Here is a 26,045-nt window from a genome sequence, read left to right as displayed (position 1 = left end):
GTGTGGGATAAATAAAAAAATAAATTAAGAATTTTGGAGGAAAATTAAGATGGCAAGACTTTTCATTGATGCGCAGCAGAAAAAAAGTAAAATACATAAGGAAATTTACGGTCATTTTTCAGAACATTTGGGAAGGTGTATTTATGAGGGTCTCTATGTGGGAGAGGACTCACAGATACCCAATAGGAACGGAATGCGCAGCGATGTGGTAGAAGCGCTGAAAGATATGAAGATACCGGTCTTGCGCTGGCCGGGAGGCTGCTTTGCCGATGAATACCACTGGCAGGACGGTATTGGACCAAAGGAAAATAGAAAGAAAATGATCAATACACATTGGGGAGGCGTGGTAGAAGACAATAGCTTTGGAACCCATGAATTTATGGAACTGTGCCGCCAGTTGGGCTGTGAAGCGTATGTCAATGGAAATGTAGGAAGCGGTTCGGTAAGAGAAATGTCTGAATGGGTGGAATATCTCACCTTTGACGGTGTCTCACCAATGGCGGAACTCAGAAAAAAGAATGGAAGAGAAGAGTCCTGGGATGTAGAATTCTTCGGAGTAGGCAATGAAAACTGGGGCTGCGGAGGTAATATGACTCCGGAATATTATGCCAATGAATATAGAAGATATCAGACATACGTCCGGGATTACAAACAGGATAAGAAAATCTACAAGATTGCCTGCGGGCCAAACGTGGATGACTATGAATGGACGCAGGAAGTATTAAAAACCTGTTTCCGTCATTCCCAGCCTTTCCAGCATGGTTTTATGGACGGACTGTCCCTCCACTATTACACCCACCCTGAGGGATGGGAAGATAAGGGCAGTGCAACGGATTTCGATGAAAAGGCCTGGTATAAGACACTTTCTAAAACCCTTTATATGGAGACCCTGATCAAACGCCACAGTGCAATTATGGATCAATATGACCCGGATGAGAAGATCGGACTCATTGTAGATGAATGGGGAACCTGGTTCAATGCCATGCCGGGAACAAACCCAGGATTCCTCTATCAGCAGAACACCATGCGGGACGCTCTGGTAGCCGGTATTAATCTGAATATTTTCAACAAATATTCCAAACGTGTCCGTATGGCAAATATCGCCCAGTTAGTAAATGTACTGCAGTCTGTGATTTTAACCGAAGGACCACGTATGGTAAAGACACCTACCTACCATGTGTTCCATATGTATCAGTGCCATCAGGATGCAGTGCTTCTGGAAAGCCATATAGATACGGACCAGATCGGACTGGAAGAAGAGTTCCTGGTACCAAATCTTACAGAATCGGTATCGGAAGATAAGAATGGCAAGATGCATCTTACCATAACCAACTTATCCATAGAAGAAGCTTATCCGATTGATACCACAATCGCAGGGCGCAGCGTGGAAAAGGCAGTGGGCAAAATTCTGGTAAATGAGATGCATGCTATGAATACGTTTGATGAGCCGGAAACAGTTAAGGTTCAGAACTTTGATGATATTCAGATTACCGGTCAGGGCATATCTTTTGTAATCCCGCCGTGCAGCGTAGTTCATATTGAGGTGGAATAAATGAATCAAAGCCAGAGAGTATGTAAAAAATGCCTCTTGAAAGAAATGCCGGAGAGCGTTTATTATCAAAATCTCTATGATTACATCAGCCGGCTGGATGAAGATGTTAAAACAGAAGAAAATAAGTATCGGGAACGCCTTGATAAATGTAAAGCGTGTGACAGCCTGATAAATGGAATGTGCAGGATATGCGGATGTTTTGTGGAAATGAGAGCAGTCATTGAAAAAAATGGCTGCCCCCACACAACTCCAGAATGGTGAATAGGAGAAAAGGAGTAGGAAATGACTGGTAAAAAGTATGCAAAAATGGTAATAGACAAAGATTTTAAGATATCTAAGATTGATAAGCGGATTTATGGATCTTTTATAGAACACCTGGGGCGTGCCGTATATGAAGGAATATATCAGCCTGGTCATCCCACGGCAGATGAAAATGGCTTTCGTCAGGATGTGATGGATCTGGTAAAGGAATTACAGGTGCCCATAATACGTTATCCCGGCGGTAATTTTGTATCTAACTTTTATTGGGAAGACAGTGTGGGACCGGTGGAGCAGAGACCGAAACGTCTGGAGCTGGCATGGAGAAGTCTGGAACCCAATGAAATCGGGGTAAATGAATTCTCAAAATGGTGCAAAGAGGTAAACTCAGAAATTATGATGGCGGTAAATCTGGGAACCAGAGGTGTAGCGGATGCCTGCAGCCTGTTAGAATACTGCAATCATCCATCCGGGACGAAGTACAGCGATCTGAGAATTTCCCACGGTGTAAAACAGCCTCATGGAATCAAAACCTGGTGCCTTGGTAATGAAATGGATGGCCCGTGGCAGGTAGGATCGAAAACCCCGGTTGAATACGGGCGGATTGCGTCGGAAACGGCAAAGGCAATGAAACTGATAGACCCTTCCATAGAACTGGTTTCCTGCGGCAGTTCCAATACCGGAATGCCAACGTTTCCCCAGTGGGAGGCAACAACCCTGGAACATACATATGATTACGTAGACTACGTTTCCCTCCATCAGTATTTTGGTAATCCGGATCATGATACAAAGAACTTCCTGGCACGTTCCGTGGAAATGGATCACTTTATTCGCACAGTCATTGCCACCTGTGATTTCGTAAAAGCGAAAAAGAGAGGCAGTAAGAATATCAACTTAAGCTTTGATGAATGGAATGTATGGTTCCACTCCAACGAATCCGATCAAGATACCATGGCAAACCATCCATGGCAGAAAGCTCCGGCGCTTCTGGAAGATGTCTATACTTTTGAGGATGCTCTTTTAGTGGGACTGATGCTTATTACCTTTTTAAAACATGCCGACAGGGTAAAAATAGCATGCCTGGCACAGCTGGTCAATGTTATCGCACCCATAATGACAGAGACAGACGGCGGTGCGTGGAAACAAACGATCTTTTATCCATACCTCCATGCTTCCATATATGGAAGGGGTACTGCATTGCAGCCGGTATTTGACAGCTCCAGGCACGATACAAAAGAATATACCGATGTAACGGATGTGGATGCAGTAGCAGTTTACAACGAGGAAGCAGAGGAGGTAACCATCTTCGCCGTAAACCGCGATTTAGAAGAAGGAATACCTATGGAATGCGATATCAGAAGCTTTCCAGGTTACCAGATACTGGAGCATATCGTGCTGGAAAGCGATGACTTAAAGGCAAGCAATGGTCCGGGAAAAGAAAGGGTGGTACCTGGACATTCTGCTAACAGCAGAGTGGAAGATGGAATTTTGAAGACGGTATTGAACAGGGCTTCTTGGAATGTGATAAGGTTGAAGAAGTGATGTGTTTTAATTAGAAAGGACGCTTTGCTGATTAAGTGTGTGTACGGAAGGCCCCCTGCTCCTTCCGGTCACCATCCCTGCCCCGTCCCGACCCACTGGAATTATATCCAAAAGTATGTTAAACTATAAGAAATTCAATTTATAGGAGGACTAAACGAACATGAAAGTAGCAGTAACGTATGAAAACGGACAAATTTTCCAGCATTTTGGACATAGCAGCCAGTTTAAGGTATATGAGATCAATGAGAATGAGATTATTTCCAGTGAAGTACTGGATACCAACGGCAGCGGACATGGTGCACTGGCAGGATTTTTGAAAGAGGCAGGTGTTGATGTGCTGATCTGCGGCGGTATCGGCGGAGGAGCCCAGAATGCCCTTAAGGATGCAGGGATCAAGCTGTTTGGCGGAGCTTCCGGTGATGCTGATAAGGCTGTTGCAGATTTGCTGAAGGACAAGCTTCAGTATAATCCGGATGTAAAATGCAGCCATCATGAGCATGCTCATGGGGAAGGCCACAGCGATTGCGGCAGCCATGCAGATCACAGCTGCGGACATAACTGCAGCCATTAATAAGGCGCGTAAAGTACGTTATGAAGAGATTTATGTATCATTCATAAAGTACTACGCACAATTACTCCAAATTCAAATCAAAAAAGGTAAAATTATCATGCGTTTTCTATATTGACTTTTTCCTCATCTCCCGATATCCTAATATTGAAATACCGGTGAACAGTGCATGTGCTTTGCAGGCATGGGCAAGAACAGATGAGGAGTAAAAAGATGAATCATAAGAAAATTATATTTTTTGATATTGATGGAACTATATATGATCACAGGACAGGGGTAGAGCCATCTACAAGGCAGGCAATTGCAATGCTGGTAGAGAATGGCCATATTCCTGTCCTTTGTACTGGCAGGGCAAGAGCGATGATCATGCAGGAACTGATAGATCTGGGGTTTCAGGGAATTGTGGGCGCCTGTGGAACATATGTTGAGTATCAGGGAAAGCAGGTAGAAAATCGTACCCTAAGCAAAAGGGATGTACAGCGGGTAGTGGACGCATCTGTAAAATACGGACTGGAGGTAATCCTGGAGGGAAGTAAAGCCATGTATTACAATGAGAATTTAAATTTGCCCCAGTATCTGGAACAGATTAAACATATGACAGGAAAGTATTGTTTACTTCTGCCAATGATTGAGAACAGAGATTCCATCCAAATAAATAAGTTAACAGTACATTTTGGGAAAGAATCTGAATTAAAAGGATTTCGGGAAGAGTTAAAAGACATTCTGGACTTTATTATACATTTTGAATCAGATGATGAGAATTATGCGGAATGTGTGCCTGTTGGTTTTACAAAAGCAACGGGTATCGAAACGCTGCTGCAGTACCTGGATATCGATAAGAAAGACAGTTACGCATTTGGAGACAGTGTAAATGATCTGGAAATGATCCAATACGTAAATTATGGAATTGCCATGGGCAACAGCAGCGAAGAAGTATTTGAAGTTGCAAAATACAGAACTGACGGGATGTATGAAGACGGCATTTATAATGGACTGAAAGAGTTCGCACTAATTTAAGAATTCTGGAAACAGATGATTATTTATACAGAAAAATAAATAAAACACCAAAGAGAACATTCCCCAGTGAGGTTTTTCTTTGGTGTTTTTTCATGATATCAAATCATAGATTTACACTTTCTTTACATACAAAGCAATTCGACAGAAACCCCCAAAATCCAACATGGAACCCACATACAAAGAAAAAAGAACTATGAAATTTATACAGTTTTTTATCCATATACTGCATAAACTGTATAATCTTTTCCTATTGACATAGAGTGCACTCTATAGCGCATAATAAAACAAGGAGGCAGTTATGGAATATTCAGTAAAACAAGTTTCAGAAAAATTAGGAATATCAGTTTATACGTTACACTATTATGATAAAGAGGGACTTCTGCCATTTATTAAGAAAAAGGAAAATGGAACCAGGGTCTTTACGGAAGGCGATGTAGAATGGGTGGATATGATTCTTGCCCTCCGTGAAATCGATATGCCCATTGCGAAAATAAAAGAATATATTTCACTTCTGGTGCAGGGAGAAGTTACGTTGTCCCAGAGAAGAACGCTAATCACCCAATACCGTGAATATTTAGAATACCGGATGCAGGCAATGAAAAAATGTCTGGATATTACCAGCAGGAAACTGAATGAATATGACAAAGGAGTGCTGGATATTTTAGATGAAAAAGAAGGAATCAGGGAAGAGAAGGAGCGGAAAATATGACCTATGAAGATTTATTTGAAGAGATTAAATGTATGTTTATGAAGGCGGATGTCAGTGACATAGCCACACACCTGGCATATCAGTTTAATATTGAGGGAGAAGCTGAGGGTGCATTTTATGCTGAGGTGAAAGACGGGGAGCTTTATATAGAACCATATGAGTATTACGACAGAGATGTGCTGTTTACCTGCACTGCAAAGACACTTTTGAAAATTGCAAAAAAGAAGTCAGATCCCATTTTGGCATTTACCCTTGGGCAGTTAAAAGTAGAAGGAGATTTTGACAAGGCACTGATGCTTCAGAAATTTATTCCCGCAGGCGACGGGGTTTTTGACCTGAGGGGTTGAAAGGAGTTTATCTATGAGTAAATCAGTAATAATACTGGGAGCAGGAATAGTAGCTGCTGCAGTGGAGACCGGGATTGCAGGATATTTTTTCCGCCGTACCATGATTCGGGGAAATGCAAAAGAAGAACGAACCACCAAGATGGCGGGAACCGACTGGAACCAATATCTGCCGGAAATACGGAAGAAAAAAGAATGGGTAGTCAGACAGGAACGGGAAGCTGTTTCCATCATCGCCAGGGATGGATTGAGACTGAAAGGACATTTCTATCCGGGTGCTAATCCGGATAAAGTCATTTTATGTTTACACGGTTATACCAGTCGGGGTTCCAATGATTTTAATTCTTTGGCATATTTCTATCTGCATTTAGGTTACAGTCTGTTGATTGTAGATCACAGATCACACGGGGAGAGTGAAGGAACCTATATTGGCTTTGGATGCTTAGACAGATTTGATGCATTAAAATGGATAAAATATTTGGAAAAAAGATGTGGAAAGAATTGTCAGGTCATGCTTCATGGGATCTCAATGGGAGGCGCAACTGCTTTAATGGTCAGCGGACTTTCACTTCCGGACTGTGTAAAAGGGATTATTTCCGACTGTGGATTTACTTCTGCATGGGAGGTCTTTGATTCGGTTTTAAAAAATACATACCATCTGCCCTCATTCCCAATCTTACAGATAGCCGATGTAATGGCAAAAAGAGAAGCAGGATATGGGCTGAATGAGTGTAATGCATTAAATGAGGTGGCAAAATCCACCGTTCCTATTTTGTTTATTCACGGGGATGCGGATACTTTTGTGCCGTCCCGGATGTGTCATAAACTGTATAAAGCATGCAAAGCACGAAAAGAGATGCTGATAGTGAAAGGTGCAGCCCATGCAGAAAGTTATTATAAAGGCACAGAAAAATACGAAAATAAAGTCAAAGAATTCTTGAACAGCATTTTGGAGGAGTAGTTATGATGAAAACAAGATATGGGAAAAAAGTATATCCGATAACTGCGGCGCAGCGCCTGCATTTCTTTACACTGGCTCACTGCCCTAAGAAACAGGTCTTAAATATTGGAACCAGTCTAACCATCGAACAGGATCTGGACTGGGAGGTTTTAAAGAAAGCAATATATGAAGCATATGCCAGATGTGAGAGTATGCGCATCCGCTTTGCAAAGGATAAAGCTGGTAATGTATATCAATATATTGCAGACAGAGAGGAACGTGAAATAGAACACTTTGATTTTACCGGATGGCAGCACAAACATGCTGAGGATAAAATGAAAGAATGGACTGGGATTCCCTTTGAGCGGTTTGACAGTCCCATGAACCGGATTGTCATGATTCAGCTTCCCGATGGGTATCAGGGCGTTTATATGCTGGTGGACCACATGACTATGGATGCTCAGTCGCTGATTGTCTTTTTAAAGGATGTCATCGAGATTTACTGTCATTACAAGTATGAAGGAATTGATTATCCAAAAGAAATGGCGTCTTACATTACCCAGTTGGAAAAAGATATTGCTTATGAAGCAGGAACTTCTGCAAAGAAAAGGGATACGGCTTTTTTTGAAAGCTTGATTAAAAATTCAGAGCCGTTTTTCTGCGATATACATGGACCGGAGAAACTGATGAATGAACGTAAATCCACGGGCAATCCCAAACTTCGTGCTGCTACAAATCTCACCGATAATGTGGATGCCAATATTACGGTATTTCATCTTGAAGCGGAGCCTTCCAAGCAGCTTTTGGATTTCTGTGAGGAACGCCAGATTTCCATGGTATGCCTGCTCATGATGGGACTTCGCACCTTTTTACAAAAAGAGAATGATATGGATGATGTTTCCTTAACCACAACGATTGCCAGAAGAGCAACACTTTCGGAGAAAAAAAGCGGCGGAACAAGAATTCACTGCTTTCCTTTCCGAACAGTTGTTTCCCGGGATGAGACCTTTCTGGAAGGAATTCATAAGATCCGTGACGGGCAGAATCAATTATTCCGACATGCCAATTATGACCCGGTTTCTTACTTTGATGTGAGAAGAAAATATTATAAAATGCAGGGCGCACAGACTTATGAACCCATGAGCCTGACCTACCAGCCACTTACCATGCAGAGTAAGGGATTGGACAAACTGGGAGATATTAAATACAAGACTGCCTGGTATACCAATGGAGCAGCAGCCCATACCCTGTACCTTACAGTTATGCACAGAGCGCAGGATAACGGACTGGATTTTAGTTTTGAATATCAGACCGGAGCAGTGACACCGGAAAAACTGGAATATGTATATTACTATCTCTGCAAAATATTATTTTATGGAACCACCCATCCGGAGAATACGGTTGGAGAAATAATGGATCATGTATAAGGGAGGCGGGAAAGATGCTGGAACAATTAAAGGAAATGATTTGTGAATATGTGGAAGTTGATCAGTCTGAGATTAAAGAAGAGAGCCGTTTTATCGAGGATCTTGGATTTAATTCCTATGATTTTATGAGTATGGTGGGGGAGATCGAAGATACTTTTGATATTGAAGTAGAAGAGCGCGAAGTGGTAAATGTAAAAACAGTTGGCGATGCAGTGAAATATATAAAGGAACTTCAGGAAGCATAAGCATAAGTAACGTAAGTAGATTTTGACACCGTTATGGAACAAACCTGAAATGGGAGGAGCATATGGAAACTAAAATTCAAAATATGAAAGACATTATTGAATACGCCGCAGAAATGTATGGGGAATCCCCTGCAATCCGGTATAAGGTGCGTAAAGAGGTCATTACCAAAACCTATCGGGACATAAAAAAAGACAGTGAATCATTCAGCCGGTCACTGGAAAAACTGAATATGCTTAAAAAGCATGTGGCGATTATTGGTTCCACTACATATCCATGGATTATCAGTTATTTTGGAACGGTGAATTCGGGCAGTGTGGCAGTGCCGCTGGATGCACAGCTTCCCGCAGAGGAATTGTGCGAACTGATAAACCGCGCAGATATCAGCGTCCTGGTATTTGATGAACTTCGTAAAGATCTGGTACAGGCAGTAAAAGAGAAGTGTCCCGGACTGCAGTACCTGATTTCCATGCAGGCTTCCGAAAGTTTAGATGAAATCCTGTCTTTTAACAGGCTGATTGTAGAAAATGAAGGCAGTTTTTTTACCGATATTGACTGTGATAAAATGACCGCTATTCTCTTTACATCCGGAACAACCGGAAAGAGCAAAGGTGTTATGCTGAGCCATCGTAATCTGGCGGATAATGCGGTGTGTCTGGATATGAAGATTCCGGCAGGCACCATATCCATGACGCTTTTACCCATTCATCATGCTTATTGTTTTACCATGGATATTTTAAAAGCCATCTATATCGGAATGGTTATCTGCATCAATGATTCCATTATGCATGTACAGAAGAATATGAAATTATTTAAACCGGAAATCATTTTGCTGGTGCCAATGGTGATTGAATCATTATATGCAAAGCTTGTGGATGCAACTGGGATTTTACCGAAAAAGATGGTGGCAAAAGCTGCTCTTGGAGGAAATCTGAAAACAATCTGCAGCGGCGGGGCCTATTTGAATCCGGACTTAATCGACGGTTTTAGTGCATACGGGATCCGTATTCTTCAGGGTTATGGAATGACAGAATGTTCTCCGGTGATCAGTACGAATCTGGAGTGGGACAGCCGTAAAAATTCCGTAGGCAAACTTCTGCCGGGATGTGAAGTGAAAATAGTAGACGAGGAAATTTGGGTGAAAAGCCCTTCCGTAATGCTGGGATACTATAAAATGCCAAAAGAAACGGAAGATACATTGGAAGACGGCTGGCTCAAAACCGGTGATCTGGGATATGCCGATGCGGATAATTTCTTATATATCACAGGACGTAAAAAGAATCTGATTATCTTAAATAACGGGGAAAATGTCTCACCCGAAGAGCTGGAAAATGAAGTCAGTAAAGCACCGCTGGTAAAAGAAATTATTGTGAGCGAGAAAGACAGTGTGATACAGGCGGAAATTTTCCCTGATTATGATTATGCTAAGAAAAAGCGCATCAAAAATATAGAAGCAGAGCTGCAGAACATTCTGGATGCATATAATAAAGACAGGCCGGTATATAAAAGGATCCATGGATTAAAGGTAAGAGAAGAAGAATTTGCAAAGACACCATCCAAAAAGATAAAAAGGGTGTAGTGGATCATCTATTGTAATTGCCGCCCATTCCGTATACAATATGAGTAGAAGAATTGTCATATAAAAATGGAATGGAGTTCATGGAATGCGATATTATGTGAAAGATAAATTAATCCCTTTGAATAAGGGAGAAACACCTGCTGAGGGGCTTGTCGTTGTGGAATGTCTTTCTTCATCTGAATATAAGAAACGTTATGAGAAAACCCTTCACGTGGATTTACTGACCAGAAGCCTTGGCAATGTTGAATTTTGTAAGGCAGATGTGCTGAGAAACTGTATTGTGGGAACTTTTGTGATTCCCTGCAAAGAGGATCTTTTGGAGAAGGAATCCGGATTTGGCTATTACATGGATAAGGAAAGGCTGCTCTTTGTGGACGATAATCACATTGTAGAAAAGATGCTGGAGGAAATCTGTCAGATACAGGTTCTTCCCAAGACATACGTGGCACATGTATTTTTTGAATTTATGGAATATCTGACCAGGGATGATGTGATTTTCTTGCAGCAGTATGAAGAAAAGCTGGAAGATATGGAAGAGGGTCTTTCCAATTCAGACACCAGGGATTTCAATAAAAAGCTGCTTAAATGCAGAAGGGAACTGTTAAAGCTAAACGCTTATTATCAGCAGTTAATGGACTTAAGTGATACCCTTAGTGAAAACCAGAACCGTTTATTTAACCGGGAAGACTGCAGACTCTTCACTTTTTATACAAAGCGGGTGGAAAGATTTTATGATACTACCCATATGCTCAGGGAATATTCCATGCAGCTTCGGGAAATGTACCAGTCCCAGATCGATATCCACCAGAATAAAGTAATGCAGTTTTTAACTGTAGTTACAACAATTTTCATGCCGTTAACTCTGATTGCAGGATGGTATGGCATGAATTTTGCCAACATGCCGGAACTTAATACGAAATACGGATATGGAATTATCATTCTGGTAAGCATTCTCGTAACCGGAATTGAAATCTGGTATTTTAAAATCAAAAAGTGGTTCAAATAGAAGCTTATATTCAGGCATTAAAAAAGCGGGTATGCTGTTGGCCCCGCTTTTTTTCCGCTTATTATTGAACCCGCACTGCTTTTCTTTTTAAAGATATTAACTGAAAGCCAACCATAGCAGATCCATTTACTAACAATCCAAGTGTTACGATCATTCCTGCCATTACTGCCATCTTTACCACTCCTCGCCTTGTGATTTATTTAACGTATTCTATCACCTTTTCGTCTGTTTGACAAATTTTGGATAAATAGATTTATATAGAAAGAACGATAAAAAATTGTATAAATATAAATACATTGACGAAAATTTAATACAATCATTGTATAAAATTTAACGAACACAGAACAGCTGCCGGAGATTATTTTAAATAATGACTTAAAATGTCCTCTGCTATTTATGAAAAATAGTAGAAAATGGGAAATTTTTATTTTAACTGAAAAATTGAAAATTTGAAAGGATGACAGATGATTTATACTGCATTTCGTGATATACTAATAGTCCATAAAGTGTGAAGCAGGAGGTAAAAATGGACAGAGAGCGGATGATTCAGGAGTTCTGCCGCTTAGTATCAATCGATTCCCCTTCCTTTGGGGAGCGGGAGATGGCGGATTATCTGATTGGAGTTTTTGCTGAGAATCAGATTATTCTGGAAGAAGATAAGGCGGGAAGCTGTTATGGCGGAAATAGCGGAAATCTGTATGGTTACTGGAAAGGGACATGTGAAGGCGCGCCTATTTTATTTTCCATGCATATGGATACCGTGGAACCGGCAAAAGGCAAAAAAGCGATCGTACAAGAAGATGGAAAAATAACAAGCGGCGGGACAACGGTTCTTGGCGCCGATGACTTGGCTGCTATAGCGGAGGTAATCGAAGCCGTCCGCAGCATTACGGAACAAAACATACCCCACCGGGATGTGGAGTTTCTGATCTCTATAGCGGAAGAGCAGCATCTGCGGGGAAGTCAGGTGTTCGATTTTTCCAGAATCAGAGCAAAAGAATCCTATGTACTGGATAAAACCGGGCAAATCGGAACTGCTGCAGTTGCGGCCCCTTCCCTGGCGACATTTGAAGCAGCGGTGCAGGGGAAAGCAGCTCATGCCGGATTTGCACCGGAAGATGGAGTGCATGCTATTTTAATCGCATCCAAAGCGATTTCCCGAATTCCCATGGGACATGTAGGAACGGAGATGACGGTAAATATCGGAAGCATTCAAAGTGAATTTGCTACCAATATCGTGCCGCCTGTGTGCAAAGTAAAAGGAGAGGTGCGCAGTTTCTCTCATGAAGCGGTATTAAACCAGTTAGTAGACATTCGTAATATTTTTGAAGAAGAGGCTGGCAAACTGGGCGGAGTCGTGGAGTATCAGGAAGAAATATTATTTCAGGCATATGTGACACCTGAAGATGCAGCCGTTGTCAGACGATATGAAAACGTCTGTCATACCTTAAAAATAGGGCCGGTATTGGAAAGAACTTTTGGAGGCAGCGACCAAAATCATTTATGTGCCAATGGAATCCGGGGAATGGTCCTGGCATCAGCCATGCAGCAGGCACATTCCAGCAGTGAATATACTACTGTAAATGATATGGAAAAGGTTACGAAAATTGTGATGGGGTTAATGCAGACATCCGATTAAATTTATACTTTTTTGTATGAAAACAACAAAAAGATGAAAAATAGAAAGATAGGAGAAGAACCATGATAAACAGTCAATTTGATAAACTTGTAGACAGAAAAGGCACTAATTGCCTGAAATATGATTTTGCAGCGGAGTTCGGAAGACAGGAAGGACTGATCCCCCTGTGGGTGGCGGATATGGATTTCTGTGTGCCGGAGCAGGTGAAAAAAACCTTACTGCGGTGTGCGGAACACGGAGTTTTTGGATACACCGATGCAAAACCGGAGTATTTTCAGGTTCTCGGAAAATGGTTTTTGGATCATTTTGGATGGAAAACGGATGCATCCTGGGTTGTTAAATCTCCCGGTGTGGTGTTTGCCCTGGCATCTGCGATTCGTGCATTTTCTAAAGAAGGAGAAAGTATTCTGATCCAGCAGCCGGTATACCATCCGTTTGCAAATGTAATTAAAGCCAATGAACGCAAGCTGGTGGTAAACCAATTGGTATGTGAAGATGGTGTTTACCGTATGGACTATGCAGACTTTGAGAAAAAAATAGTGGAAGAAGAGGTAAAGGTCTTCCTGCTGTGCAGCCCTCATAATCCGGTAGGACGGGTCTGGACCAGAGAGGAACTGCAAAGAGTTGGGGATATCTGCCTGAAACATAAAGTGCTGGTAGTTTCTGATGAAATCCATTGCGATTTCACCTATCCGGGTTATCAACATCTGGTTTATGCCTCATTGGGACAGGCATATGCGGACAATTCCATTGTGTGCACCGCTCCCAGCAAGACCTTTAACCTGGCAGGCCTGCAGGCATCCAATATCTGGATTCCAAATCCGACTATCCGGGAACAGTTTCAAAAAGAGATTGCCAAAACCGGATACAGTGACTTGAATACCTGCGGTCTTGCAGCGTGTCAGGCGGCATATGCCTATGGCGGAGAATGGCTGGAAGAACTAAAAGAATATCTCACGGGCAATCTGGAATTTGTAAGAACATTTTTGAAAGAAAACCTGCCCCAGATTCATCTCATCGAACCTCAGGGAACTTATTTATTATGGGTTGATTTCAGAGAATTGGGGCTTTCAGCAGAAGAATTGAATCAATTGCTGGTAGAAAAAGCGCATCTGTGGCTCAACGATGGTTCCATGTTTGGAGAGTGCGGAAGCGGATTCCAGAGAATTAATATTGCCTGTCAGAGAGAAACCCTGAAAAAGGCTTTTAAACAACTGGCAGAAGCCATTGACAGCTTGAAGTAGGAGGGGGCAGATGCAGTTAAATACAATACACCATGTGGCAATTATTGTCTCGGATTATGAAAGATCCAAAGAATTTTATGTAGAGAAGCTGGGATTTGAAATCATACGTGAAAATTACCGGGAAAAGAGAAATGATTATAAGCTGGATTTAAGGCTTGGAACCTGTGAACTGGAGATCTTCGCAATTCCCGGCAGCCCCAAACGCCCCAGTTATCCGGAAGCCTGCGGACTTCGCCACCTGGCTTTTCAGACAGATAACATAGAAGAGACAGTCGCATGGCTAAAAGAAAAGGGAATCGAAACGGAGCCCCTTCGGCTGGATGATTATACCGGTAAAAAAATGACGTTTTTTCATGATCCGGACGGTTTGCCGCTGGAACTGCATGAATAATCCCGGAACAAAGAAAGGTAAAGTAAATGAATACAAATAGTTATGAGTTTGATGCAGAGATTAAAAAAGTTCCGGATATAGACGGTGCTTATGTAGAAATCCCCTTTGATGTAAAGGAGGTCTTTGGGAAAGGCAGGGTTAAGGTTCATGCCTTATTTGACGGAGAACCCTATGCAGGAAGCCTGGTTCGGATGAAGACTCCCTGTCATATCATAGGACTTCGCAAAGACATCCGGCAGAAAATACAAAAACAGCCCGGTGATATGGTGCATGTATTCATTAAAGAGCGGGAATAAAAATCGGAATACTATCTGCCAAAATCAAGAGTTATCTTGTATGTGGAATTCTTTCGGGCCACCCTGGAATATTTCCATTTAATACGGCGGTAAACATTCTTTCCTTTACTCCGGGATTTTCCCCGTTAAGCTGACGGATCAGATTTTTTGCATACTCCCTTTTGGTATAGCCGTCGATGGGGCACGGGCTCTTTGCAACCGGAAGATGGTATTTATTTTTAAAGCCGATGACATCTGCCTCCAATACGTACATCAGTGGACGGATAACCGTCATATCCATACGGTCTAAATATGTTTTTGGGGAAAAAGAGTGGAAGCGCCCTTCAAAAATCAGGGACAGCAGCATCGTTTCTACAATATCATCTTTGTGATGGGCGTAGGCTACTTTGCTGTATCCCATTTTTTTTGCAGTTTCATTAAATGCGCCTTTTCTCATTTTGGCACACAGGGAGCAGGGATTGCTCTCTTTTCTTTCGTCAAAAATAATTCTGGCGATTTCCGTATCGATTACGGTATAAGGAACGTCCAGTTCTTTACACAGTTCTTTGATTGGTTCCAGATTAAAATCGGGATAGCCCAGGCTGACCGTAATAGCCTCCAGTTCAAAATGTTTTGGATAAAACCGTCTCAGGCCATGAAGGGCATATAACATAGTCAGGCTGTCTTTGCCGCCGGAAATGCCTACGGCTATTTTGTCCCCTTCCTCAATCATCTGGTATTCATCAACGGCTTTTCTGGTATAACTTAAAAGCTGCTGTAATTTCATTCGTATTCCTCCTAAAATGTATGTGGTAAAACCTGTATCAGTATATCATATTTTTACCTAATGGGAGCATACAATTCGAATTTAGACCTATGAAAATAGGAAAAGTGTGATATAATATGAGATTATGCGGCATTTGTTGTATATTTAGAGAAGGGGAATTAGATGGAAAAAGGAAAAAAAGGTTTTTTTAGTGTTGTATTCAGTCGCAGTGCAATTCTGATCTTCCTGCTGCTGATTCAGATTGGAATTCTGTTTCTGGGATTTGAATTGCTGAGAGACTACATGTTTTATGCCTATGGAGCCGTAGTGGCACTGGCATTGGTACTTGTTATTTATATTATTAATAAGAGGGAAAATCCTGCATTTATGATTGCCTGGATTATTCCAATTCTGGTTATACCCGTATTTGGGGCTCTGTTTTATTTATTTATTGAATTACAGATTGATACAAAATGGGTAAACTCCAGGCTGAAAAGATTAAATATAGAAACAAAAGAGCTGACTCCCCAAAATGCAGAGGTTTTGAATAATCTGCGCCTGGAGGATGAGGGAATGGGACATCTGTCCGATTATTTATATCGTGTAGAGAATCTACCGGTTTACCAGAATACCTCTGCCAAATATTTCCCGCTGGGAGAAGATAAGTTTGCAGAGATGATTGTACAGTTAGAGCGGGCACAGCATTTTATATTTATGGAATATTTTATTGTGGAACGCGGTGTCATGTGGGATACAATTTTAGAGATTCTGGAGCGCAAGGTGAAAGAAGGCGTGGAAGTTCGTTTTATGTATGACGGGATGTGTTCCCTTGTTTTACTGCCTTATAATTATCCCAGGAGAATGCAGGAGCTGGGAATCCAGTGCAGGATGTTTTCACCGATTAAACCGGCGCTATCTACCATCCAGAATAATCGTGACCATCGAAAAATCCTGGTGATTGACGGATATCTTGCATTTACCGGGGGAATCAATCTGGCAGATGAATATATCAATCAAAAAGAACGCTTCGGACATTGGAAAGATACTTCTATCATGATTCAGGGTGAGGCAGTAAAAAGCTTTACGCTGCTGTTTTTGAAGATGTGGAATGTGGATAAGCGCCACAGTGAAGAAGACTACAGAAAATATGTGGACGTGCCCCAGCTTAAGATTCCTGCACCCGGGGATGGATTTGTAATCCCTTATGGAGACAGTCCCGTAGATAAAGAGCAGGTTGGGGAATTGGTGTACATGGATATCCTGTTTACGGCGAAAAAATATGTACATATCATGACGCCGTATCTGATCCTGGATCAGGAATTGAAAGTTGCATTGACATATGCAGCGAAAAGAGGTGTGGAAGTTATTATTATGATGCCTCATATTCCGGATAAGTGGTATGCTTTTGTTTTAGCGAAAACCTATTATAATGAATTACTGGATGCCGGAGTGCAGATTTACGAATATACCCCGGGATTTGTACATGCAAAGGTCTTTACATCCGATGACGAAAAGGCAGTCGTGGGGACAATTAACCTGGATTTCAGAAGCATGTATCTGCATTTTGAGTGTGCAGCACTTTTATATAAAAATGCGGAGATTGCTAATATTGAAGCGGATTTCCAGGAGACGCTGAAAAAGTGCCGGAGAATAACTCAGGAAGATTATAAAAAACTCAATCCGGTGATTAAACTCATTGGAAAAGTACTGCGATTATTCGCACCCCTCATGTAATGTCTGTGGCACACGCACAAGTGTGCCATAAAATTGGACTTTTACTGGAAGAAAAGAATGTGTTATACTAGTGGCAACGACAAAATAAGAAAAGGTGAAGATTATGCCAATTAAAGTACAGGGTGATTTACCAGCAAAAGAGATCCTTGAGCAGGAGAATATATTTGTTATGGATGAGAACCGTGCAATGCACCAGGATATCCGTCCAATTGAAATTGCGATATTGAACCTCATGCCATTGAAGGAAGAAACAGAGCTGCAGCTTTTGCGTTCCTTATCGAACACGCCGCTGCAGGTGAATATAACCTTTCTGATGGTAACTTCTCATGAATCGAAGAACACAGCAACAAGCCATCTGAATCAGTTTTACATAACCTTTGATGATGTGAAAAAACGAAGCTTTGACGGTATGATTATTACCGGTGCACCGGTAGAACAAATGGAGTTTGAAGACGTGGATTACTGGGAAGAACTGACCCACATAATGGAATGGACGAAAACAAATGTAACTTCCACAATTCATTTGTGCTGGGGAGCGCAGGCTGCCTTGTATTACCACTATGGACTTCAGAAAAAGCCTCTGGACAGGAAAATGTTCGGATTGTACTGGCACAGGGTATTAAATCGAAAGATTCCTCTGGTAAGAGGATTTGACGATATGTTCCTGGCGCCTCATTCCAGGCATACGGAGGTACCGAAGGAATCTATCGAGGCATGTGACGATCTAATGATTCTGGCTGATTCTGAAGAAGCCGGGGTTTTTCTGGCTATGAACAGGGACGGCAAACAGATCTTTGTCATGGGCCATCCGGAATATGACCGGGTAACACTGGACGGAGAGTATAAAAGAGATGTAGGCAAGGGATTGGATATCGACATGCCCATGAATTATTATCAGGGGAATGACCCGGAGAATAAGCCGGTTCTCATGTGGAGGTCCCATGCGAATAACATGTATACAAACTGGCTGAATTATTATGTATATCAGGCAACTCCTTACAGTTTAAATGAAACAGGTGATTTAAAAAAGAATGATGATGACTGACAAAGCAGAAGAATGATTTATCTGATGTAACAGTAGCTTATAAAAAGCCGGATCAGTATATGTAAACCCCATCCAAGGATAGGGTTAGCGTATATTGATCCGGTTTTTTTATAACTATTAGTACTGCAGCAAAAAATTCAAGATCTTTTTTGAAAAAGTAAGGGGCGCTTATCTTATTGATCATTACCCGCAGTACAAAGCAACTCCTTAACTGAACCCAGAGTTGTTACGAAATATTTCGATAATATTAATAAAAAATATGAATAAAGAATAAAGAAAAAATAAAATAAATGGCTAAAATCCTTTTGAATACTGGGGATTTAGAGTGGCGTAAAACAATATATCATCTTGAGGTTGACAAAAAATGTAATTATGATATAATGAAAACGTAATAAATTTAACAATTATGTAACAATTAAATATAGCAATATGGAGGTAGAAATTTCATGAAGAAAAGAATGATGATGATTGCAGCATGTCTGATGGCAGGATCTATTACGTTTTCAAGCCTGGGTCTTGTTTCAAAAGCACAGACTATTCAGGTTCCGCTGGCTGGTTTACAGGCGAGTATAAGCGGGAGCCAGGATTCGGAGCAGGGATCTGCTGACAAACAGGATGGGACGGACGGAAGCAGTGAAGCGCAGGCACAGGTTTCGAATCCTTATGACAATTTGGCGATTGCACAGATTAATGATGATGCTTATGTTAATATACGAAATAAACCAAACACGGACGAAGGAGAAGTACTTGGAAAGCTCTATGATAATTCGGCAGCCGAGATACTGGGCGAAGAAGACGGATGGTACCATATCCGTTCCGGTTCTGTAGAAGGTTATGTTAAAAAAGAATATTTTGTCACAGGTGCAGAAGCAGAGGCACTGGCTGAACAGGTGGGGAAAAAAGTCGCTACCGTTAAGACCACTACTTTAATGGTAAGGTCAGGAGCCGGAACGGATCAGGATATTGTAGGCATGGTGGGTGACTCGGAGAAACTCCGTGTACTGGATGACCAGGGAGACTGGGTAAAAGTAAGAGTAGATTCAGATATGGAAGGCTACGTGTCGAAAGAATATGTGGATTGCAGCATGCATTTTAAAGTAGCAGAATCCCTGGAAGAAGAAAGACAGCGGCTTGCAGCTGAAGAAGCAGCTTATCAGGCAGCTTTAGAAGAAGCGCGTAAGGCAGATGAAGCGGCATCCAATACGCAGGGTTCATCTCAGGGACAGAACAATGCATCTACAGATGCACAGCAGACAGAAACACCGGAGACAGGTGCCCCGGAAACCAATGTACCGGAAACAGAGACTCCGGCAGTCAATGCCCCGGAGACCAATGCCCCGGAAACCGAAGTCCCCTCGACCGAGGCACCGGAGACAGAAGCTCCGCAAACAGAAACAACCTGGACAGAAACGCCAGAGACCAATGCACCGGAAACCAATGTGCCAGAGACCAATGCACCGGAAACCAATGTGCCAGAGACCAATGCCCCTGAGACAGAGGCTCCTGCTACAGAAGTACCAGAAACGGAAACTAATGCTCCTGAAACAGAGGCTCCGGCTACAGAAACACCTGCTACAGAAACACCTGCTACAGAGCCGCCTCAGACGGAAGCTCCCGGAAACCAGGATCCATCCGGCGGCAGCGGACAGGGTTCCTCCACTTCCGGTACCAGACAGAGTATTGTAAGTTTTGCGCTTCAATTTGAAGGTAATCCTTACGTATGGGGAGGCACCAGTCTGACAAACGGAGCAGACTGTTCCGGATTTACACAGTCCATAATGGCAAACTTCGGTATCAGTATCCCGCGTGTGGCTGCAGACCAGGCTTATGGAGGAAGAAGTGTTGACTTAGGAAGCGTTCAGCCCGGAGATTTACTGTTCTATTTAGATGACAGCGGATCTATCGGCCACGTAGCCTTGTACATCGGCAACAATCAGGTAATTCATGCCAGCACACCGGAAACGGGAATCATCATTTCCGATATCAGCTATAGACAGGCATACAGCGCAGCAAGCTATATTGACTGATCATATAAATAATAAATAAGAACTGAAAAAACAGATGCTTCCGGGCATCTGTTTTTTCGTTGTAGAAATATCCACTGATTTATAAATTTCTGTCTATTGCAGAATATCCATAATACGGATAAGCTATATAGGAATTTAGTTTGCTTTATATACTTCACATAAGTATATGTGAAAAAAGAAAGGACAGTGGATATGAATAACAGATTATATTTCAAAAATGACGGGACTTTTAAAGTAATGCAGTTTACGGATATCCATTACACCAATGACGATGCCGATGATGCAAGAACGACGGCAATGATGGGCAGGCTGATTGCCCGGGAACGTCCGGACCTGTTAATTACCACCGGGGATACGGTATACGGGGAACAGAATCTTAAGTTTCTTCCAAAGGCATTGGCACCTTTTATCGAATCCGGGATTCCATGGACTTTTGTATTTGGGAATCATGATGTGGAATTTAACAGCAGCCACGAAGAATTATTTGAAGAAGTGAGAAAACTACCGGGATGCCTGGCATTTGATGGGGGAACCGGTTTGGAGGGAACCGGTAATCATATGATTGAGGTCTGCAGCAGAGAAGAAAGGCTGCGCTGGCTGGTCTGTGGTTTGGATTCCGGAGATTATAACCCAATGCCCCAGGTAGGAGATTACGCTTATCTGGGGAAAAAACAGATTAACTGGTACCAGGAAATGATGCGGGAATATGAAAAGCAGAATCCTGGCGAAGATTTTTCCGCACTTACATTTTTACACATGGCGATTCCTGAGTACCATGAATTATGGGATATGGAAGTCTGCTATGGTGAGAAAAATGAAGGTATCGGCTGTCCCCGGATCAATTCTGGATTTTTCACTGCAATGCTGGAAGAAGGGCATACCAGAGGACTATTCGCAGGCCATGACCATGCAAATGATTTCTGGGGTAAAATGTACGGAATCGTTCTGGGATACGGAAGGGCAAGCGGATACGGAGGCTATGGGAAAGAGGGCCTGAAAAGAGGGGCAAGAATATTTGTGCTGCAGGAAGATGATCTTACCGGATTTGAAACCTACGTGTGCCAGGAAGATGGAAGCGTGGTAAAAAATCCACCGCAGCATAAACCAGAGAGGGTGAGGGATGAAGGATGATAAAACTGGCTACTTTTAATATCCGATGTGATTACAATCAGGATGGCATAAATTGTTTTTCCAACCGAAAACCGTTGATTATAAAGAAAATAATCCAGGAACAGCCTCATGTTATCTGCTTTCAGGAGGTATTACCCCACGTTGCGGTGTGGCTAAAGGAAAATCTGACGGATTATTATATCATCGGGTGCGGGAGAAGCAGCTCTTTGGAAGATGAGCAGACTTCTATCGCATATCAGAAAGGGAAGTATAATCTGATCTCTATGGAAACTTTCTGGCTTTCCGAGACGCCGTCACAGCCCGGCAGCCGCTATCCCCAGCAGAGCATCTGTCCCCGGGCTTGTACGGAAGCAGTACTTCAGAATCTCCAGACTAAAGAGCTTTTCCGGATTATCAATATTCATCTGGATCATGAAGGAACCAAGGCACGGCTTCTGGGACTGAGCCAGATTTTTCAAAAGTTAAAGGCGGAAAAAGGATTCCATGATATACCGGTGATTCTGGCAGGGGATTTTAATGCTTTTCCGGATTCCGAGGAGATGCAGATTATGAAAGAATATCCAAGATTCCGTGATATGACAGAACTGGCAGGAGGAACCTTCCATGATTACGGGAACCTGTCAGAACCAGAGAAAATTGATTATATCTATGCTGAAGACAAACTGTGCAGCTGTGGCATCGAAAAGTGGATGGATTGCAGTGAAGGTGTATATTTGTCGGATCATTATCCTCTGTGTGTAGAAATGTACACTAAATAAAAAGGTTTTGTCCATTGTTGAAAATATGGAAAAAAATTTATAATAAACTCATCAAATAAAAGGAGGAGGAACAAATGCAAACTGCTGCTGCAAGAAAGCCTGTCAGGCAAAAGCCGGTCAAGGCACCGCTTGGAAAGCGGCTGCTCAAATACTGGCCCCTGTATCTGATGCTGCTGCCGTGTATTATATATTACATATTAATCTGCTACGTTCCAATGGCAGGAAGTGTTCTGGCTTTTAAAGATTATTCGTTTCGAAAAGGGATCTGGGGAAGTCCCTGGGTTGGGTTCCGCTACTTTGAATCCTTTTTCAAGAGCTATGACTGTTTCAGGCTGATTCGCAATACCTTAAGCGTTGGTGCGATTAAATGCATTCTGGAGTTTCCATTTGCTATAATACTTGCACTTCTGCTCAATGAAATCCGTAATTTAAGATTTAAAAAGATTACCCAGACCATCACCTATCTGCCGCATTTCTTATCATCGGTTATTATCGTAACCATGCTGCAGAGAATTCTGGCTCCCAATACCGGAGTATTAAATCAGATTATCACACAGATGGGCGGTGATGGAAGCACCTTCTTCCTGATGGAGGCTAAATATTTCTTCAAGATCTTATTTTCCATGGATTTATGGAGAAATATCGGATGGGATTCCATTATTTATCTGGCGGCAATCAGCAGTGTGGATCTTGCCCTGTATGAGGCGGCAGAGATGGATGGCTGCTCTAAGCTTAAGAAAATGTGGCACATTACGCTGCCAAGTATCCGGGGAACCATTGGACTGTTGTTTATTATGGGAATCGGGGGCTTGCTTTCCTCCGGATTTGAACAGATTTATTTGTTGAGAACGCCTGGCAATATGGCTTTGGCAGATACTCTGGATACCTATGTAGTTCGTGTGGGATTGCAGGGAGGTCAGTTTGGGTATGCCACGGCAATTGGTCTGATCCAGGGGATCGTAGGACTGGTAATGGTCATTATCTGTAACCGGATATGTAAAAAGACCACGGAAGTGGGACTATGGTGACAGAAATATGATAGAGAGATATAAAGTGAGCTATGAAATAGAGAGAGTTAAGAAGGAGGAATTGTTGATATGAAAAGGAAACTGGCAACAAAAATACTGGCGGTAATGATGGTAGGAACCATGGCAGCAGGGCTGCTGGCAGGCTGTGCAAAGGAAACAGGAAAGAATACGGATACCAAATCGGCGGATACGGGAGCGGAAGCAGCCGCTGACAAGCCGGATACCTGGATTGCAGACCGGACTATTAATGTGCAGGTATATGTGGATGACATTGGCTATACATTACCTGAGGACATAAACAGTACTCCGGTTATGCAGGAATTGACGAAAAGAACTGGTATTAAATTAAATATTCAGTATACACCAGGTGACAGCGATGCGAAAGTCCTGGCTTCCCAGCTGGCGGCAGGAACCATTCCGGACGTGATTGTCACTTATCTAAATGACTCCACCAGACCGGAGTTTCCGTTGCTTTTGAAAGCGGCAAAAGAAGGCATGTTTGCGGATGTATCCGGGTATATGAAAAACTCCAGGGTATATTCCAAATATTATGAAGACGATTATCTTCCTCATGATTCCCAGAAAAATATCGTATTCCGTGATGACTTTAAGGGGGCCGTGTATTTGCTGCACCTTGGAATCGATGAAATAGACCGTTCCCTGGAATACATTCCGGAAAATGAATATCTGGGCGGACCTTATATCCAGAAAAAGATTGCAGATGAACTAAAAATTGATCCAAGGGAAATACGTACCCCCGAACAATTTTATGACCTGCTTGTAAAAATTAAACAGGGCGGATTCAAAGATGATAACGGCAATGATGTATGGCCGCTTGGACCTAAATTCTGGGGAGGCTCTGTAGATGCATTGGAATTTGATATTGCAGGCCTGGACTGGGGCGTAAGCGACGGCTATAACATTGATGAAAATGGAAATGTCATGCATGAAGCAGAAACAGACCATGTATACGATAAAATCAATTATGTCAGAAAATTATTAAATGAAGGGCTGATGAATCCGGAGTTCTTTACTATGGACAGTACCCGCGCAGAGGAAGTATCCAAGACACATAATTCAGCGATTATCGGTGATGTTCATAACTATCAGGAAATTATTTACGGATCAGATGAATGGGTACCCCTTGGACCGTTAAATGACATCCAGGGCGACAACAAGAAAGTAACTCATGGAAAAACAGCAAATGGTGCCTGGGCGATATCTGCAGATGCCGAAAATCCGGAAGAGATCTTTAAATTCTTCGATTACCTGTCTACAAAAGAAGGAACACTCCTTTGCCAGTACGGGGTAGAAGGCGTTTCCTACAATATGGTGGATGGAAAGCCACAGCTGACCGATGAAGTGACCCAGAAGTTAAATGAAGGAGATACAGACTGGCTGGTAAATCAGGTTGGAGCCGGAATGGGCGGAAGCGGACTGGAATTTTTCAATTTTATATTAACCAATTTAAATCCTCTGGACAACTTTGGTGAAAGCCGTCCAGGTGCCTCATCCAGTACTACTTTTGAGCGTTCCGTTGAGGTGGCGAAAGAATACCCCAGAGTGAAAAAATTGATCGAAGGACTTGATGCAACGGCGTATCTGTCAGCAGAAGGAATGGAAGACGTTAAAGCACAGATGGATCTGTTAAACTATAAAGAAGTATTAACCCAGGCATTCTTTGCAAAGGATGACGCTGAAGTAAAATCCATCGTAGAATCTTTCCGTGCGCAGTTAAAATCAGCAGGTAATGACAAGTTTAAGGATTATCTGAAAAAGATGTATGAGGAAGATAAGACAGCAATCAATTTTTACAGCTAAATGAGGAAGCAATAGAAAGGACCGGATGCTTGCATGGGCAGAGAAAATAAACAAACTATCAAGGTGGCAAAGAAAATTAAGAAAAATCCAATGGATCGGTTTATACAGGTAATTATTTATCTGATCATCATCATCATATGTCTGTTAATCGTGCTTCCATGCCTTAACGTAGTGGCACTATCATTAAATGACGGAACCGATGCAGCCAAAGGCGGTGTATATTTCTGGCCCAGATTATTTACCCTGGACAACTACAAGGAAGTATTTGCAGATGGAAGTATCATGAAAGCATATGTAATTACCATTGCAAGAACGTTTATCGGAACAGCCGCCAGCCTGGCGGTAACATCTCTGGCAGCCTATTCCCTCCGGGAAAAGAAGCTGCCGGGAAACAAGGTTATCACCATGCTGATCACATTTACCATGCTCTTTGGAGGCGGTATGATCCCGACTTATATCCAATACAACAACCTTCATCTTCTGGATTCCTTCTGGGTGTATGTAGTACCCGGACTGGTAAGTGTTACCTATCTGCTTATGATGCGTACCTTTTTTGAATCTGTTCCGGAAAGTCTGGAAGAGTCAGCAAAACTGGATGGATGTGGATTTTTCGGGATCTATGGAAGGATTATGCTTCCCTTAAGTAAACCCGTAATTGCCGTTGTAGGATTATACACAGCCGTAAATCACTGGAATGACTGGTTTGCCGGAGCATTCTATATGAAGTCCAGTGCTATGTGGCCGGTACAGACCGTACTGCAGCAGATGCTGGCAAGAGCAATGGCAGCGCAGAAGGAAATTACATCCGTATCCCAGGCGCTGGCGCAAAATGCCAATACCGTCACATCGGATTCACTGAAGATGGCAGCGGTAGTAGTTACCACCCTGCCGATATTATGCATCTATCCCTTTGCACAGAAATATTTCGCAAAAGGTGCCATGATTGGAGCAGTGAAGGGGTGATGTCTATACACTGGAGCGTGTTTAAAATTCTGTAACAT

General features: G+C 42.3%; 24 protein-coding genes and 1 pseudogene. 24 read left to right on the top strand and 1 reads right to left on the bottom strand.

Translation table 11 applies throughout. The features are described 5' to 3' along the window. Positions 1–49 precede the first annotated feature (49 nt). The 16 genes and pseudogenes from QR40_RS00615 (at position 50) to QR40_RS00540 (ending at position 14,755) form a co-directional block, all read left to right on the top strand. On the top strand, positions 50–1,552 hold the full coding sequence (locus QR40_RS00615; protein ID WP_044292906.1) for an alpha-N-arabinofuranosidase: 1,503 nt from the start codon (positions 50–52) through the stop codon (positions 1,550–1,552). Then, the gene (locus QR40_RS00610) at positions 1,553–1,813 is read left to right on the top strand and encodes a DUF6171 family protein (protein WP_027293787.1); all 261 of its coding nucleotides are present in this window, start codon (positions 1,553–1,555) and stop codon (positions 1,811–1,813) included. A 21-nt stretch (positions 1,814–1,834) separates the two neighbouring features. Further along, a complete protein-coding gene (gene arfA, locus QR40_RS00605) occupies positions 1,835–3,352 on the top strand; it encodes an arabinosylfuranosidase ArfA (RefSeq protein WP_027293788.1) in 1,518 nt (505 codons plus the stop codon). A gap of 160 nt (positions 3,353–3,512) precedes the next feature. After that, positions 3,513–3,923: pseudogene (locus QR40_RS00600) on the top strand (NifB/NifX family molybdenum-iron cluster-binding protein); the annotation flags it as partial. Between the two features lie 210 nt (positions 3,924–4,133). Then, positions 4,134–4,937 (top strand): Cof-type HAD-IIB family hydrolase, encoded by an 804-nt coding sequence (locus QR40_RS00595; protein ID WP_044292905.1) that lies wholly within the window; start codon positions 4,134–4,136, stop codon positions 4,935–4,937. Between the two features lie 298 nt (positions 4,938–5,235). Continuing rightward, positions 5,236–5,646: a MerR family transcriptional regulator gene (locus tag QR40_RS00590; RefSeq protein ID WP_027293791.1), complete on the top strand. Its 411-nt coding sequence runs from the start codon at positions 5,236–5,238 to the stop codon at positions 5,644–5,646. Continuing rightward, a complete protein-coding gene (locus tag QR40_RS00585) occupies positions 5,643–5,993 on the top strand; it encodes an SCP2 sterol-binding domain-containing protein (protein WP_044292902.1) in 351 nt (116 codons plus the stop codon). The genes QR40_RS00590 and QR40_RS00585 overlap by 4 nt, the downstream gene beginning before the upstream one ends. A 13-nt stretch (positions 5,994–6,006) precedes the next feature. Continuing rightward, positions 6,007–6,951 (top strand): alpha/beta hydrolase, encoded by a 945-nt coding sequence (locus QR40_RS00580; RefSeq protein ID WP_044292900.1) that lies wholly within the window; start codon positions 6,007–6,009, stop codon positions 6,949–6,951. Between the two features lie 5 nt (positions 6,952–6,956). Beyond that, complete coding sequence (locus tag QR40_RS00575; protein ID WP_044293427.1) at positions 6,957–8,357, top strand: condensation domain-containing protein; 1,401 nt, start codon at positions 6,957–6,959, stop codon at positions 8,355–8,357. 14 nt (positions 8,358–8,371) lie between these two features. Beyond that, positions 8,372–8,602: an acyl carrier protein gene (locus QR40_RS00570; RefSeq protein ID WP_027293795.1), complete on the top strand. Its 231-nt coding sequence runs from the start codon at positions 8,372–8,374 to the stop codon at positions 8,600–8,602. A 62-nt stretch (positions 8,603–8,664) separates the two neighbouring features. Then, positions 8,665–10,179 carry an AMP-binding protein gene (locus tag QR40_RS00565; RefSeq protein ID WP_044292898.1) on the top strand — a complete coding sequence of 505 codons (1,515 nt, stop codon included), beginning with the start codon at positions 8,665–8,667 and terminating at the stop codon, positions 10,177–10,179. Positions 10,180–10,276: 97 nt separating this feature from the next. Next, a complete protein-coding gene (locus QR40_RS00560) occupies positions 10,277–11,185 on the top strand; it encodes a magnesium transporter CorA family protein (RefSeq protein ID WP_160295752.1) in 909 nt (302 codons plus the stop codon). 526 nt (positions 11,186–11,711) lie between these two features. Next, a complete protein-coding gene (locus QR40_RS00555) occupies positions 11,712–12,824 on the top strand; it encodes a M20/M25/M40 family metallo-hydrolase (RefSeq protein ID WP_044292897.1) in 1,113 nt (370 codons plus the stop codon). 62 nt (positions 12,825–12,886) lie between these two features. After that, on the top strand, positions 12,887–14,068 hold the full coding sequence (locus tag QR40_RS00550; RefSeq protein WP_044292896.1) for a MalY/PatB family protein: 1,182 nt from the start codon (positions 12,887–12,889) through the stop codon (positions 14,066–14,068). Between the two features lie 10 nt (positions 14,069–14,078). Continuing rightward, positions 14,079–14,459, top strand: a complete 381-nt coding sequence (gene gloA2 / locus QR40_RS00545) for an SMU1112c/YaeR family gloxylase I-like metalloprotein (protein WP_044292894.1) — start codon at positions 14,079–14,081, stop codon at positions 14,457–14,459. Positions 14,460–14,485: 26 nt separating this feature from the next. Continuing rightward, positions 14,486–14,755, top strand: a complete 270-nt coding sequence (locus QR40_RS00540) for a DUF1905 domain-containing protein (protein ID WP_027293800.1) — start codon at positions 14,486–14,488, stop codon at positions 14,753–14,755. A 31-nt stretch (positions 14,756–14,786) separates the two neighbouring features. On the opposite strand, the gene QR40_RS00535 is transcribed toward QR40_RS00540, so the two are convergent. Beyond that, positions 14,787–15,521 carry a tRNA lysidine(34) synthetase gene (locus tag QR40_RS00535; RefSeq protein ID WP_044292892.1) on the bottom strand — a complete coding sequence of 245 codons (735 nt, stop codon included), beginning with the start codon at positions 15,519–15,521 and terminating at the stop codon, positions 14,787–14,789. 162 nt (positions 15,522–15,683) lie between these two features. Between QR40_RS00535 and cls the strand changes: the two genes are divergently transcribed. The 8 genes from cls to QR40_RS00495 all read left to right on the top strand — a co-directional run bounded on the left by cls (position 15,684) and on the right by QR40_RS00495 (position 26,007). Next, positions 15,684–17,234, top strand: coding sequence for a cardiolipin synthase (gene cls, locus QR40_RS00530; protein WP_027293802.1), 1,551 nt, complete (start codon positions 15,684–15,686; stop codon positions 17,232–17,234). A 103-nt stretch (positions 17,235–17,337) separates the two neighbouring features. Then, positions 17,338–18,279, top strand: coding sequence for a homoserine O-acetyltransferase MetA (gene metA, locus QR40_RS00525; RefSeq protein ID WP_044292891.1), 942 nt, complete (start codon positions 17,338–17,340; stop codon positions 18,277–18,279). 446 nt (positions 18,280–18,725) lie between these two features. Beyond that, positions 18,726–20,306, top strand: a complete 1,581-nt coding sequence (locus tag QR40_RS00520) for an SH3 domain-containing protein (protein ID WP_052430639.1) — start codon at positions 18,726–18,728, stop codon at positions 20,304–20,306. 192 nt (positions 20,307–20,498) lie between these two features. Then, a complete protein-coding gene (locus QR40_RS00515) occupies positions 20,499–21,437 on the top strand; it encodes a metallophosphoesterase family protein (RefSeq protein ID WP_044293422.1) in 939 nt (312 codons plus the stop codon). Next, positions 21,434–22,195, top strand: coding sequence for an endonuclease/exonuclease/phosphatase family protein (locus QR40_RS00510; protein WP_044292890.1), 762 nt, complete (start codon positions 21,434–21,436; stop codon positions 22,193–22,195). The genes QR40_RS00515 and QR40_RS00510 overlap by 4 nt, the downstream gene beginning before the upstream one ends. 74 nt (positions 22,196–22,269) lie before the next feature. Next, entirely contained in the window at positions 22,270–23,223 is a 954-nt protein-coding gene (locus tag QR40_RS00505; RefSeq protein ID WP_027293806.1) for an ABC transporter permease, read from the top strand. 69 nt (positions 23,224–23,292) lie between these two features. Beyond that, a complete protein-coding gene (locus tag QR40_RS00500) occupies positions 23,293–25,044 on the top strand; it encodes an extracellular solute-binding protein (RefSeq protein ID WP_044292889.1) in 1,752 nt (583 codons plus the stop codon). A 33-nt stretch (positions 25,045–25,077) separates the two neighbouring features. Beyond that, on the top strand, positions 25,078–26,007 hold the full coding sequence (locus QR40_RS00495) for a carbohydrate ABC transporter permease (protein WP_081820230.1): 930 nt from the start codon (positions 25,078–25,080) through the stop codon (positions 26,005–26,007). Positions 26,008–26,045: the final 38 nt, after the last annotated feature.

This window comes from Robinsoniella peoriensis, assembly GCF_000797495.1.
Classification (GTDB): Bacteria; Bacillota; Clostridia; order Lachnospirales; family Lachnospiraceae; genus Robinsoniella; species Robinsoniella peoriensis.
This window is presented reverse-complemented; position numbering and strand designations above follow the sequence as displayed.